A 14431-nucleotide genomic window follows, 5' to 3' on the forward strand; every position below is an offset into this window, starting at 1 on the left:
TCCCGGTTGGGAAAGCGAAGTTGGCAGGGTCTGCTATGGAGTGCGGTAACAGTCCTGTTCCTGTTGTCATTAATGACTCCTTTTATTATTTTTACGATTAGTTTTCTTATGATTCCCGTCGTGATGCTGTACGTGAAATTAAGCACCAGGCAGTTCGTTCTCGCGTATGCGGCAAGTTTGCTCGTCGTGTATTTGCTATCCGGCTGGCATGGGCTGTTTCTCATATCGGTATCCCTGTTCTTCCTGCCGCCGGTCCTGGTTATGGGCAGCTTATACAAGCGCAAAGCGGCGGCGCGAACGGTGCTGACGGCGGGGACGGTCACGCTGCTGGCCGAAGGGCTTTTGAGCCTGGTCATCACTTATGCCTTCGGGATGAATCCCATTGCCAAGTTCAAGCAGATGATGGCCGAATATGTGACTACCATGCCGCCGGCTTTCCGGGGAATGCTCCCCAAAGACCAGGATTGGTACGTCAATCTGATGGTTCAGGTGATCCCGCTTGATTTGATTTTGTTTGCTTTGTTTTATGCATTTTTGACGCACGGTTTGAGCCGGCTGCTGCTGAACAAAACAGGAGAGGCGATTCCGGGGCTGCGCCCGCTGCGGGAGAGAATGCTGCCGAGATCGTTCGTATGGATCTACCTGCTTGCTTTTGTGATGGATTTGTTCGTGAGTCCGACTTCGAACTCGCTTATCGCCACGTTGCTGATGAATTTGCTGCCGCTTCTCGTGCTGGCGTTCGCCCTGCAGGCGCTGGGTTTTTTATTTTTCATCGCGCACGTAAAAAAATGGAGGTTTTTCACGCCGATCGCGGTCATTGTGCTGGTTTGTTTCATGTCTCCGCTTTTATTTGTATATAGCTTATTAGGGGTATTTGATGTTGCGTTTCCAATCCGAGAACAGTTTAAGAAAAATTTATAGGATTAGGAGATAGGACGAATGCCGAAATTCCTTTTAAAGCGGTGGCATGGTCTTCACATCGTATGGATTTTCGTTCTGCTGCTGGTGCTGACTACGATCGTATTTGCGTATCAGTGGATGCTGGGCGTCGTTTCGTTCATCGTCTGCGGCGTGCTGGCTTACTTTACGCTGCAAGCGGAAACGGCGTTTCGCAGAGACTTGAACGCTTATGTCGGAACGATTACGTACCGGGTGAAGAAAGCCGGCAACGAAGTCATGGGCGGCCTTCCGATAGGCGTCATTTTATATAATGAAGACAAGCGCATCGAATGGCACAATTCTTTTGTGGCGAAAATGCTGGACCAGGAATCCGTTATCGGAGAGTCGATATTCGAGCTGTTCCCGGATTTGAAGAACAGGAAGGACAAAAGCGACAGGATCGAACTGACGGTAGGGAAGAACGTTTATCAAGTGCTGATTCGTCCGGAGGAGCGGCTGCTCTTTTGGCGCGAAATTACCGAACATGCCAACCTTGTCAAAAAATACGAGGACGAGAAAATCGCCATCGGGATCGTCATGCTGGACAATCTGGATGAAGCGACGCAAGGCATGGACGACCAGACGCGAAGCATCATGCTTGCCAAGGTCACCGGCGAAATTACGGAATGGGCGCAAAAAAGCAGCCTGTATCTGCGTCGTACCGCCTCCGACCGTTTTCTGATTCTTATGGATCAAAGAGGGCTGCGTAATCTGGAGCAGACGCGTTTTGAGATTTTGGACGATGTTCGGGATTTGACTATCGAGAACAAGCTGCCGCTTACGCTGAGCATGGGGATCGCCTCCGGCGCGGAGCACTTGATCGAGCTCGGCCAAATGGCGCAGATGAGTCTGGACATGTCGCTCGGCCGCGGCGGAGATCAGGTTACGGTCAAAATGGGACAGCGCCTGTCCTTCTACGGTGGCCGGACGAACGCCGTCGAGAAGCGGACCCGCGTACGGGCTAGGGTCATTTCCCATGCGCTTCGCGATTTGATGAAAGAAAGCGATAAAGTGATTATTATGGGGCACCGCTTTCCCGACATGGATTCGATCGGCGCGGCCGTAGGGGTGCTCAAGGCGGTTCAGGTTATCGGCAAGGAAGGCTATATCGTGCTGGAAGGCAACAATCCGTCAATCCAACGGCTGATGGAAACGATCTCCGCGGACGAGCGTCTGAACCGCTGGTTCATTACGCCGGAGCAGGCGATGCAGATCACGACGCATCGCACGCTGGCCGTAGTGGTGGACACGCACAAGGCATCGATGGTTGCCGAGCCGAAGCTGCTGCAGCTGACCCACAGGGTCGTGGTCGTCGATCACCACCGCCGCAGCGAGGAGTTCATTCAAGATGCGACGCTCGTGTATATGGAGCCGTACGCTTCCTCCACCTGCGAGCTGGTGACGGAGCTGCTGCAATACATTCACGACAAACTGACGATGGAAGTGCTTGAGGCTACCGTACTGCTGGCGGGGATCGTCGTCGATACGAAAAGCTTCAGCCTGCGCACCGGGGCGAGAACGTTCGAGGCGGCTTCGTATTTGCGCCGGAATGGAGCCGATTCCGGCCTGATTCAACAGCTGCTCAAGGAAGACCTCGATTCGTACATCGATAAAGCGGAGATCATCAAGCATACGGAAATCATTTACGAGCATATCGCTTTGGCGATCGCCGAGCCCAAACGTAAATATTCTCAGTTGATGATTGCGCAGGTTGCTGATACATTGTTGAATATGACGAATATTATGGCTTCCTTCGTTATCAGCGAGCGGCCGGACGGTCTCATCGGCATCAGCGCGCGGTCGCTGGGCCAGATGAACGTCCAGGTCGTGATGGAGCGGCTCGGCGGTGGCGGGCATTTGACGAATGCCGCGACCCAGATCGAGTGCACCTTGGAGGAAGCGACGAAACGGCTCAAGCAAGTACTTCATGATATGGAAGAAGAGGAGGGACTTTTCGAATGAAGGTCGTATTGTTGAAAGACGTGAAAGGTCAAGGAAAAAAAGGTGAGATCAAGGAAGTTTCGGAAGGATACGCAAATAACTTCTTGATTGCCCAAGGATTGGCGGCGCCGGCTACGCAAGGCGCGGTCAAACAGCTGGACAATCAGAAAAAAGCGGAGCAGCGCCGCAAGGATCAGGAAAAAGGGGACGCGCAGGAGCTTGGCGCGAAGCTGGACGAAATGACGGTGCAAATCAAGGCGAAAGCCGGCGAGGGCGGACGTCTGTTCGGCGCGATTACAAGCAAGCAAATCGCAGAGGCGCTCGAAAAGCATAAAATCGCCATCGACAAGCGCAAAATCGTGCTTGACGATCCGATTCGGACACTGGGCGTTACGAAAGTTCCCGTAAAGCTGCACAGCGAAGTAACCGCTACGCTGAGCGTACAGGTAACGGAAGAGCAGTAAGTGGTCAAGCAGCACCTGAGAGCGTTAAACCATAAGGAGATGTGAGTGCCATGAGCATGGGCGGGGAAAATATGTTTATGGATCGTGTGCCTCCACAAAATATAGAAGCCGAGCAGGCCGTGCTCGGCGCTATTTTGCTTAACGGCGATGCGCTGATTACCGCCATGGAGCGGGTAACGAGCGACGATTTCTACCGCGGCGCGCATCAGCGGATTTTTGAGGCGATCGTCGAGATCGCCGAGGATCAGGAGCCCGTCGACCTGATCACGCTGACTGCGCGGCTGCAGGACAAGCAGCAGCTTGAAGAAGTCGGCGGCGTGACGTACCTCTCCGAGCTCGCGAATGCGGTGCCGACGGCGGCGAACGTCGACTACTACGCGGCCATCGTCGAGGAGAAGTCGATGCTTCGCCGCCTCATCCGCGCGGCCACCCAGATCGTCTCGAACGGCTACGCCAATTCGGAGGACGTGGGGGCCCTGCTCAGCGAGGCGGAGGCGCGCATCCTCGAGATCTCGCAGCGCCGCACTTCCAGCGGCTTCGTCTCGATTCGCGACGTGCTCATGGAAGTGTTCGAGCGAGTCGAGCATCTCTACTCGAACAAGGGCGGATCCACGGGAATCCCTTCGGGCTTCGTGGATCTGGACAAAATGACGTCCGGCTTCCAGCGCTCGGACCTCATTATCCTGGCCGCCCGGCCTTCGGTCGGTAAAACCGCGTTCGCGCTGAACGTCGCGCAGAACGTCGGCGTCCGGGCGAAGGAAACCGTCGCCATCTTCTCACTGGAGATGGGCGCGGCCCAGCTCGTGCAGCGGATGATCTGCGCGGAGGCCAACGTCGACGCGAACCGCATGCGCACGGGCTTTCTCGAAGGCGACGACTGGGAGAAGCTGACGATGGCGATCGGTTCGCTGTCGGAAGCGAACATTTTCATCGACGATACGCCGTCGATCACCGTCGCCGATATCCGCGCGAAGTGCCGCCGCCTGCAGCAGGAGAAGGGGCTCGGGATGATCCTGATCGACTACCTGCAGCTCATTGCCGGCCGCGGCAAGGGCGACAACCGTCAGCAGGAAGTTTCCGAGATCTCCCGTACGCTGAAGCAGATCGCGCGTGAGCTGAACGTGCCGGTCATCGCGCTCTCGCAGCTCAGCCGGGGCGTCGAGCAGCGGCAGGACAAGCGCCCGATGATGTCCGACCTTCGGGAATCGGGCTCCATCGAGCAGGACGCCGATATCGTAGCGTTCCTGTACCGGGACGATTACTATGACAAGGAATCCGAGAAGAAAAACATCATCGAAATCATCATCGCCAAGCAGCGTAACGGTCCTGTCGGAACGGTGGAGCTGGCGTTTCTCAAGCAATTTAATAAATTCGTAAATATGGATCGGACTCATCAAGAGGTGGCGGCCGGACATTAATTATTTTTGCCGCAGCATAGAGGTTAACTTCATAGATTTTGCAAATATCCGAACAATTATACAGGGCCCTGTGTAATTGTTCGTTTTTCATTGACTTTGCTTAGGGGGACTGCTACACTTAAGACGTTGAAAAAACCTTTATCGTCAATCTGCGGAAATCGGGCAGGCATTGGCTGGAGGTCTTTTCCGACTTTTCGGGGTTCCCCCCATACACATCAGGAATGTTCAAGGTCCCACTTCGTTGTGTGGGGTTATTGACATGCCGGGAGACAGGTTCCTCGAAGAGGCAGCCCGCGTTGTCTGCGCGGATCGGACGAAGTCGCGGTCTTGCGTGGGAGAATGCTGCATCGCCAGGCGGAAAGTTGCAATGGCGCTTTAGCGCTTTAATGAAGTCCAACTTTCCTGCGGGGCACAAAAAGCCTTAGCGGCTCATTATGGGTGACTTGTCACCGTACGGAGGTAAGTGCATATGTCAACGGTTGTTGTTGTCGGTACACAATGGGGAGATGAAGGTAAAGGGAAGATCACGGATTTTTTGGCGGAGTCGGCAGAGGTTGTTGCCCGTTATCAAGGCGGTAACAACGCAGGCCATACGATCCTGATCGGCGGCAAGAAGTATAAGCTGACCATGATTCCTTCCGGTATTTTTTACCAAAATAAAGCTTGTGTGATCGGCAACGGAATGGTTATTAATCCCGCCGCGCTTATTGAAGAAATCAATTATATTCACGATAACGGCTTTACTACGACAAATCTCAAAATCAGTGACCGCGCGCATGTCATTATGCCGTATCATATTGTTCTGGACGGTTTGGAAGAAGACCGCAAAGGCGACAGTAAAATCGGAACGACCCGCAAAGGGATCGGTCCTTGCTATATGGATAAAGCAGCCCGCAACGGTATCCGCATCGCCGACCTGATGGACGCGGAGGAGTTCGAGACGAAGCTTCGCCGCATTGTGGCCGAGAAGAACGTGCTCATCGAGCAGGTGTACGGCTCCAAAGGTCTGGATGTGGAACCGATTCTTAAAGAATACTTGGAATATGCCGAATTTATTCGCAAATATGTGACGGATACTTCGGTCGTATTGAACGAATATATCGATCAAGGCCGCCGAGTGCTGTTCGAAGGCGCGCAAGGTGTTATGCTGGATATCGACCAGGGCACTTACCCGTACGTGACTTCGTCCAATCCGACGGCAGGCGGTGTCTGCATCGGCTCGGGCGTAGGCCCGACGAAGATTCACAACATTATCGGCGTTGCCAAAGCGTACACGACCCGTGTCGGCGACGGTCCGTTCCCGACGGAGTTGAACAATGAGATCGGGGACTGGATTCGCGAAAAAGGCTTTGAGTACGGAACGGTCACAGGCCGTCCGCGCCGCGTCGGCTGGTTCGACAGCGTCGTCGTGCGCCACGCAAGACGCGTGAGCGGCATCACGGGCTTGTCCTTGAACTCGATCGACGTGCTGACAGGGCTGGAAACGGTCAAAATTTGCACAGGCTACATGTACCGCGGCCAGTTGATCGAGCATTATCCGTCGAGCCTCAAGGCGATTTCGGAGTGCGAGGCTGTGTACGAGGAGCTTCCGGGCTGGACGGAAGATGTTTCGAATGCCCGTTCGCTAAGCGACCTGCCTGAAAATGCAAGACATTACGTAGAGCGCGTGTCCCAACTGACCGGCATTCCGATCGCGATTTTCTCGGTTGGCCGCAACCGTGAGCAAACGAATCTGGTTCGCCCGATTTACTCCTAAAACCGCAAGCAAAATCCTCCCGGCCGTTTTTTTCGGCTTGGAGGATTTCTTTTTTGAATGGGATTTAATGGAACGGAAACCGTCAATACTGAAAGGAGGTAATGAAAACGCGGCAGAGGTGAAGCAAGGGCATGAAAATGTTGAAATGGCTTAGCAAACTGATGATCGGCACGGTGCTGATTTCATCGATATCGATTTTTACGACGTGGTATATAGTGAACTTGTATGTAGAGGAAGTATTCCGGCAGTTGCAAATCCCCGCTTTGGGCAAAAAGGTGTCGCTATCGGACTTCGCCTCCAAACTGGCGGGAGACCTGAATTTGGGGAAGCCGAAGGACGGGGGGAGCGTCTCCGTTCCGCAGCCTGGCCCGAGCCCGTCCGCCGGCGGTGCTGCAACGCCTGGAACCGGTCAGCCGGATGCGGCTGCAAGCGGGAAGGGCGCACAGGGCGGCTCGAGCGCCAAGGACGACTCCGTAGCGGTCATGGGCCGTGGGCAAAGCGAGTCGGACTCGCTTAAAAAGGACCTCGTCCTGTCCACGGAAGAGTTCGCCAAGAAAAAGGAACAGATGTCCGGCGAAGACAAAATGAAGCTGTTCTCCCTCGTCATCGCCAAGCTCCCGCAGCCCGAGGTCCAGCGTTTGTCCGGCATGCTGGAGGAAGGCATCACGGCTGAGGAGATGAAGGAGATCGACCGGATGCTCAAAACTTATTTGAACGACGACGAGTACAAGCAGCTTATGGCGATTATCAATAAGTACTAGGGGCTCCGTACAGCATGCCGCCGTGCTTGACGATGGTGTCTTCGGCTTGCCGGTAGCGGGATTTTTCGACGCTCACTTCCAGGGTATAAACGTGCGGGGACGGGTAAGCTTCCAGGCTCTGCACCAAAGAGTTCGCCTGATACTCGACCTTGAGCGCGTGGCCATGGTCGAAATTCAGATGCAGCACATCCTGGCGTCTGAGTTCGTCAACCGCATGTTCGAGGCTTTCCACGCTGTGAAATGTAGCGGTTAAATTTTTTTCCATAATGGACCCTCCTGAGCGCTTTCCGTGTGGAAAGCTTTTTTTGTCTAGCAACTGCCAAAGCGTAGCTTCTTGTTCGTCGATACGCCGGGAGCGGAACATTCCCTGCAAAAACTTCACTACGCCGAGGACGTCACTCCATAGAATGAAAATAATTAAGGTCTGCTGAGTTCTCGAATTCATCGGCTCAGACTCATGTTCATCAAAAGTTCCTTCACAATCGCAGACCTTTCGCCAAAACCAACTAGATTCATGAAAAAGCCTGCACTTTCCAGGCTGCCAGAAACCCACAATGCCAGAGTGGGCCATACAATCTGTCTGATTGCGTGAAGAAAACCTGCAAAAGTACAGTTTTTGCTCGGTCGATACGCTGGAGATGCAAAATTCCTGCAAAAGTGCAGGCTTTTCGCCGCGAACATGGATTCAGGTTTAATTTCACCGAAAATTCCTGTACAATCGCAGGCTTTTCGCCGAAATGAACCACTTTTGCGAAAAAAGCCTGCACTTTTGCAGGTTTTCTCCCTGCCAAGCTACCTCGTGCCCCCACCTCAGCTCCGCAACCCGTGCAGGAGAGGGAGAGACGTAGGGTGGAGAAGAGCGGCCGTGCTCGTCGTCATGCAGCGCAACACCCTGCGCTGGGAGCTGCGTGCGGTGCGGCTTGCCAAGGCCGCTTCGTGAAAGGTTGCGTGCCCAAGTTAGCCCCTCTCCGGCCGCACGAACAAAGTGTCTTGACTTTCTCAGTAGCCTGACGTATGGTTTTCGATGAAAAAGGCACGTTTCAGGTAAAAGCCTGCGATACTGCGATAATACAGGAGTTATTGGTCATGGTGGGTTAGAACCCGAATTCCAGTTGTAAATTCGTATATTTGCAGGAGTAATCGGAAGCAAGCCCATTGCTTTCGATTATCCAATTGGAAACATTACCCAACGACAACAAAATTTTTTGCCCTTTGCAGTGCGCTAACACCATTCTGATCAGTGAATACACCTGCCTCCGAACGCAGTCGTTCATCATTGAACGACTATGATCAAGGTTTATTTCATTTTCCGGGAAATAATGTTCGCCGCAAGCGGCTCAAACTTGCAACCGCAATGCGCCAAAGCGCAGCTTGGAGCACGCTCTGAGTGAAGTTTTTGCGGTATGGTCACACGGCTAACCAGGCCCCCGAACAGCGCATAAAACGAGCCTTTGCGGCATGATTTCCCGGCCGTTTGCACGTCTCGACACGCATCTACGGGACGGATGTCGAGGTACGTGTTGAAATAGGCGGATAAAGTGTGGTAAATTTAACAAAAGGAAAGCACATCTTCATTGGATATTATGTCTAATCAAAGTTAATTTATGTATCTGCGGATGCAAAACCGTCTAAAGGGAGAAGATCATGACAGGTTTCAGGGGTATGCGCTTTGTCAAGGATCTCATCGAGAGATTCAAGGCTAAGCGAGAGAGCTTGACCGGAAATGAATCAGACAGACAGCAGGAAGACACGACGACGACAACTACGACGCTGGCGGTAATGAAGCGGCATAAATGGCCTTTTGTTCTTGGAGCGGGCACCATTGCTTTGGCAGGGGCAATCACAATTGTGGGACATCAATACGTACAGGCGGGCATGGTCGAGGTTTACCATGTTAAGCTGGACGGCGAAGAAATAGGAGTAGTAAGCAACAGCAAGCTTATTGATGATTATAAGAAGAACAGACCTGAGGAAGTACAGCAAAATTTTCCGAACGTACACGTTGTGTTAGATACGAGTGGGATCGTCCCGGAGCCTGAAAGTGCTTTCAGGGAAAAAACGGATGATGCCGGCGTTATCGCCAAATTGAACGAGCTTTTGATCCCGCAGCCGACGGGCGTCGAGCTGAAGGTGGATGACAAGACGGTCGCGATTGTGAAGGACCAGCAGACGGCCGATCAAATTTTGGAGCGGGTAAAAGCGCCTTTTGCCCCGAAAGCCAAAGATTCCGCGAAAGTGGCCGTGTTGTCCGCCAGTGCGGGCGAGGATATCACAACGGCGCCTTCGGAGCTTGAGAAGGTTGAATTTATTCAAAATGTCCAGCTCGCGGAAATTTCGATCGATCCGAAAGACCTGGCGAACCCGGACGATGTCGTCAAAAAACTGCAAACTGGCGATATGCAGCCTACGCAGTACACGGTCGTCGAAGGCGATTGCGTCGGGTGCATCGCCAAAAAATTCGGCATTACGAAGCAATTCATTTATGAGAAGAATCCATGGATTCACGACGATAAAATCAAGATCGGCGACAAGCTGGATCTGACGGTGCTGCAGCCTACGCTGTCGGTAAAAACGACGGAGAAAATCGTGCAGAACCAGGAAATTCAATACGATACGGAATACGTCAAGGACGATTCGATGCGCGCCGAAGTGACGGTGCCGATCTCGCCCGGCAAAAACGGGCTGAAGAAAGTGACGATTCAGGTCACGAAGGTGGACGGCAAGCTGCGGGAAGAGAAGCTGGTTGACGAAGAAATCATCGACAAGCCTGTGACGGCCAAAGTGCGCAAGGGGACGAAAGTTATTCAAGGCGAAGGGTCCGGCAAGTTCGCGTGGCCTGTCTTGTCGCCAAGCATCTCAAGCACGTTCGGCATGCGCTGGGGCAAATTACATAAAGGAATCGACATTACCGGCAACAAGAGCATTATGGCTGCGGATAACGGAAAGGTCGTTGAAACCGGCTATAAATCGGATTACGGCAATTATGTCATCATTAATCATTTGAATGGCTACGAGACGTTATACGGGCACATGAGCAAGGTTACCACCACGGAAGGAACGATTGTGGAGAAGGGCGACAAGATTGGCATCATGGGCAGCACAGGCGATTCTACAGGCGTGCATTTGCATTTCGAAATTCACAAAAGCGGCGAGCTGCAAAATCCATTGAAATATTTGAATCGCTAATAGATCAAGAGACGAGGTCAAACCGATTGAAACGGAGGCCTTGTCTCTTTTTGCATGAAGATATGGTAAAATGAATGAAAGCAGGCAAGACATGGGCTTGGGCTGATTTTCAAGAGTAGGCGGTGGTACGTTTGTTTGGCAAAATTCTCGTTGTAGATGACGAACAACCGATTGCAGATATTTTAAAATTCAATTTGGAAAAAGAGGGCTATCAGGTCATCTGCGCTTATGATGGCGGGAGCGCCGTGGAGCTGGCATTTTCGGAAAAGCCCGATCTTATTTTGCTCGATCTGATGCTGCCGGTGAAAGACGGCATGGATGTATGCCGGGAGGTCCGCACAAGGCTGAATACGCCTATCATTATGCTGACGGCCAAGGATACCGAGCTCGATAAAGTGCTTGGCCTGGAGATGGGGGCGGACGATTATGTGACGAAGCCTTTCGGCACGCGCGAGCTGCTGGCCCGGGTGAAGGCGCATCTGCGGCGGCAGACGAAAGCGCAAGCGGCTCCTCCGGAACTGGATACGCAGCGCAACGGGATGAAGATTCACGGGCTTTTTATCGACAACGACATGTATATGGTCTATAAGGATGGGGCTCCCCTGGATTTGACGCACCGGGAGTTTGAGCTTATTCAATATTTGGCGAAAAATTCGGGCAAAGTGATGACGCGCGAGCATTTGCTGCAGGCGGTCTGGGGCTTTGAATATTTCGGCGATGTGCGGACCGTCGATGTGACGATCAGACGTTTGCGCGAGAAGCTGGAGACGGACCCAAGCAGGCCGGAGTACATTATGACCCGCAGAGGGCTTGGATATATGATGCGGAGTCCGAAAGCCGGTGGCTTCTGAGCATGAAAGGCATCCGCTTCTTTCAATCGATTCAAATGAAGCTGATTATTATTTACGTCCTGCTGATTCTTATTGCGATGCAGCTGATCGGCGTGTATTTTTACAAGACGGTGGAGACGTATTTCAAAAATGATTTTCTGGCCTCCCGCAATAGTCAGGTCACTCTGTTGTCCGGCTTTGTGGGGCCTTATTTGTCAGGGGATCAGGAAAGCAAGGATGCGGAAGGCAAAAAAACGTACACGGATTTGAACGAATTCGTAAGCAATCTGTTCACGATCAGCAATGCGGAGATTCAAATTATTGACGCCAACGGTCAAGTCGTCGGTACGACGGTGCCGAGCCATTTGAAGCAAAAGAACACGCAGCCTGAGGTGATAAGGGCGCTTCAAGGGATCAAGGACAACCAGCGGATTTTTACCGATGAGGACGGCGTCCGCAAGGTCGTCATTGCCAAGCCCGTGGGCAGCGGGGTGCGGGTTCTGGGCGCGGTGTATATTATCGCTTCGATGGAAGAGGTATACAAGACGATCAGCTCGATCAACCGCATCCTCATTTCGGGAACTTTCATCGCGCTGGGCCTAACGGCTTTTCTCGGGGTTATACTGTCTAGTACGATCACGAATCCGATCAAGGAGATTACGAGGCAGGCTACGGCTGTCGCGGAAGGCAATTTCGATCAGCAGGTTCTCGTGCATGGCCATGATGAAATCGGCCAACTGGGGCATACGTTCAATTTCATGATGGACCGGCTCAAGGAAGCGCTATCCCTCAATGAAGAGGAGAAGGAGAAGCTGGCGTCCATTTTGACCAATATGAATGACGGCGTCATCGCGACGGACGATCTGGGCCGGATCATCGTCCTGAACCGCAGGGCGAAGCAGATTTTGCAGGTAGAGGAAGAAGCGACTCTCGGCAAGGAGATTTCCGATATTTTACACATCCCGATGGATACGATCAATGCATTTATCCGGGGCGAAGTGAATACGACGCTGCTCAATATCGAGCTTCCGGACGATGAGGAGCAGTTGTCTGTACGGATTACGTTTACTCCTATTCACCGCAGGGGCGAGAAGCTGAACGGAATCATCGCCGTGCTGCAGGATGTCACCGACCAGGAGAAGCTGGAGCAGGCCAGACGAGAGTTCGTCGCGAACGTCTCGCACGAGCTGCGCACGCCGCTGACGACGATCAAGAGCTACCTGGAAGCGCTGGATGACGGAGCGATCGAAGAGCCTCAGCTGGCTTCGCGTTTTATTAGCGTAACCCGCAGCGAAACGGAGCGGATGATCCGGCTGGTGACGGATTTGCTGCATTTATCCAGGCTAGATTCCAAGCAATCGATGATGAGCAAAGAGCCGACGATGGTGTCGGAGATGCTGGACGAGGTCGCCGACCGGTTCTCCTTTCAACTGCGCCAGCGCAAAATCCGCATCGCTATTCAGGTGGAGCCGGATGTTACCGGCCTGCTGCTGGACCGCGACAAGATTGACCAGGTGCTCGACAATCTGATGTCGAACGCGATCAAATATACGGGAGATGAAGGCGCGATTCGCTTAAGCGCAAGGCGGGCGAGTAAAGACGTGCTGGAAATTACGATTCAGGATACCGGGATCGGCATTCCGAAAAAGGATCTGGCCCGCATTTTCGAGCGGTTTTACCGCGTGGATAAAGCGAGGTCGCGCAATATGGGCGGCACCGGATTAGGGCTGTCGATTGCCCGGGAAATAATCAAAGCGCACGGAGGAACGATCAATCTCGAATCGGAGCTTGGACAAGGAACCAAAGTCGTGTTCACACTGCCGATTCAGCCGGAGGAGGGTGAAGCGGTATGATGGAAAGGGCAAAGTCGATCGTGCTCGTCGTGCTGATCGGGCTTAGCTTGTATCAAAGCTTTCTGCTTGCCTCTTACAATCCGCCGAAGATCGAGCCGATTCAGCAGAGCGATTACGTGCAAACGGAGACGCTCGGCAAGCAGGCGGAGCTTCAGGATATGCTGTTTCCGGACCAAATTATCGTTCACATGGGCAATCAGCAGCATTCAGTGCTATTTCCGAACAGCTATTACTATACGAAGCTGCTGGACAATATCAAGCAGCGGAGATTCAACGGATTCCGCAAAACAACGATGTACTTGGCGAACATCAATTGGGAGGACGTGCGTTCCAAGCAGCAGGGCGTCGAGATCCGTTTTAGAGACGGCATGCCCTTCAGTGTGCTGCAAACGATGCTTCGCATAGAGGGCGAAGTACCCGCCGAGAATGATTTGATCACGAAGATTTGGATTTTTTCCAAAGGCGCTAACGAGGAAGTGCGGGCTTTTTTCTTCACCGATTCCCCGAGTGTGGGATACGAGGTGGTCAGTGCCGATTTTACGAGCAAGGATATCGAAAATTTCACGGCTTACGGCGATCAGACGAACTTGTACAAAACGACCAACGGCGATTATTATCTCCCGGTCAAATCTTTGCGGGTGCCGAGCTACACGATGAATTACAGCCTGCTGACCGCGGAACAGCTGAAGCAAAGCTTCTTCGTCGACCCGGGCATTTCGCGGAACCTCAAGGAGCGGGACGGCTCGGAGATTTACACGGACAGCAAGCGGGGCTTCCAAATCAACCGCGATAAGCGCTGGATTACGTATTCGGACCCGATAGCTCCGGTGGAAAGCAAAAGCACGGTGCGCGAAGAGTTGCTCTCCGGCATCAAATTCGTCAACCAGCATATCGGCTGGGACGGCAAATATGTCGTGGCCCGCACGCCGCAGCTGCAGCCTTTTGACAACCAGACGTTTCTGTTTCGAGAGTATTACGAGGCTTTTCCCATCATTACAAGCAAGCAGGAAGGCTTCGGCCTGATGAAACTTCAGGTGCAAAAAGGGGTCGTATCCGGCTTCGAACGATCGATGATTGTGCCCGATCTGAAAACGGCTCAGCGCCGGGATGCGGAGCTGATCGCGGGAGACGCTTTGGAGGCCAAGCTTCAGTATTATCAACGCCGGACGAGCATCGTCTCTATTTTCCCGGCCTATCGGCCGACGGTTTTGGAAAAGACGCTCACGATTTCGCCGGTTTGGGTGCTTGAGCTGCGTGACGGGACGTACGATTTTATCGAATAG

At 53.0% G+C, this 14431-nt stretch carries 12 protein-coding genes; 10 read left to right on the plus strand and 2 right to left on the minus strand.

Annotated elements, in window-relative coordinates:
* Positions 1 to 6: 6 nt before the first annotated feature.
* From AC6RNO_RS03715 to AC6RNO_RS03740, 6 genes are all read left to right on the plus strand, one after another.
* On the plus strand, positions 7 to 921 hold the full coding sequence (locus AC6RNO_RS03715) for a DUF2232 domain-containing protein (protein ID WP_474682320.1): 915 nt from the start codon (positions 7 to 9) through the stop codon (positions 919 to 921).
* 18 nt (positions 922 to 939) lie between these two features.
* Complete coding sequence (locus AC6RNO_RS03720) at positions 940 to 2901, plus strand: DHH family phosphoesterase (protein ID WP_474682321.1); 1962 nt, start codon at positions 940 to 942, stop codon at positions 2899 to 2901.
* A complete protein-coding gene (gene rplI, locus AC6RNO_RS03725) occupies positions 2898 to 3344 on the plus strand; it encodes a 50S ribosomal protein L9 (RefSeq protein ID WP_497104669.1) in 447 nt (148 codons plus the stop codon). Before AC6RNO_RS03720 ends, rplI begins: the two co-directional genes overlap by 4 nt.
* Before the next feature lie 50 nt (positions 3345 to 3394).
* Complete coding sequence (gene dnaB, locus AC6RNO_RS03730) at positions 3395 to 4762, plus strand: replicative DNA helicase (RefSeq protein ID WP_474682323.1); 1368 nt, start codon at positions 3395 to 3397, stop codon at positions 4760 to 4762.
* A 469-nt stretch (positions 4763 to 5231) separates the two neighbouring features.
* Complete coding sequence (locus AC6RNO_RS03735; RefSeq protein WP_474682324.1) at positions 5232 to 6518, plus strand: adenylosuccinate synthase; 1287 nt, start codon at positions 5232 to 5234, stop codon at positions 6516 to 6518.
* A 131-nt stretch (positions 6519 to 6649) separates the two neighbouring features.
* The gene (locus AC6RNO_RS03740; protein ID WP_497104670.1) at positions 6650 to 7279 is read left to right on the plus strand and encodes a hypothetical protein; all 630 of its coding nucleotides are present in this window, start codon (positions 6650 to 6652) and stop codon (positions 7277 to 7279) included.
* On the opposite strand, the gene AC6RNO_RS03745 is transcribed toward AC6RNO_RS03740, so the two are convergent.
* Positions 7266 to 7544 (minus strand): hypothetical protein, encoded by a 279-nt coding sequence (locus AC6RNO_RS03745; RefSeq protein WP_474682326.1) that lies wholly within the window; start codon positions 7542 to 7544, stop codon positions 7266 to 7268. The two genes, AC6RNO_RS03740 and AC6RNO_RS03745, sit on opposite strands and share 14 nt — an antisense overlap.
* Before the next feature lie 247 nt (positions 7545 to 7791).
* Positions 7792 to 8070: a hypothetical protein gene (locus AC6RNO_RS03750; protein ID WP_488435140.1), complete on the minus strand. Its 279-nt coding sequence runs from the start codon at positions 8068 to 8070 to the stop codon at positions 7792 to 7794.
* Positions 8071 to 8923: 853 nt separating this feature from the next.
* Here AC6RNO_RS03750 and AC6RNO_RS03755 point away from each other — a divergent pair.
* The 4 genes from AC6RNO_RS03755 to AC6RNO_RS03770 all read left to right on the plus strand — a co-directional run bounded on the left by AC6RNO_RS03755 (position 8924) and on the right by AC6RNO_RS03770 (position 14431).
* On the plus strand, positions 8924 to 10465 hold the full coding sequence (locus AC6RNO_RS03755) for a peptidoglycan DD-metalloendopeptidase family protein (protein ID WP_474682328.1): 1542 nt from the start codon (positions 8924 to 8926) through the stop codon (positions 10463 to 10465).
* A 131-nt stretch (positions 10466 to 10596) separates the two neighbouring features.
* Positions 10597 to 11316 (plus strand): response regulator YycF, encoded by a 720-nt coding sequence (gene yycF / locus AC6RNO_RS03760; RefSeq protein WP_474682329.1) that lies wholly within the window; start codon positions 10597 to 10599, stop codon positions 11314 to 11316.
* Between the two features lie 77 nt (positions 11317 to 11393).
* Positions 11394 to 13148 (plus strand): ATP-binding protein, encoded by a 1755-nt coding sequence (locus AC6RNO_RS03765; RefSeq protein WP_474682549.1) that lies wholly within the window; start codon positions 11394 to 11396, stop codon positions 13146 to 13148.
* The gene (locus tag AC6RNO_RS03770; RefSeq protein WP_474682330.1) at positions 13145 to 14431 is read left to right on the plus strand and encodes a YycH family regulatory protein; all 1287 of its coding nucleotides are present in this window, start codon (positions 13145 to 13147) and stop codon (positions 14429 to 14431) included. The genes AC6RNO_RS03765 and AC6RNO_RS03770 overlap by 4 nt, the downstream gene beginning before the upstream one ends.

The organism is Paenibacillus sp. sgz302190 (genome assembly GCF_059820445.1).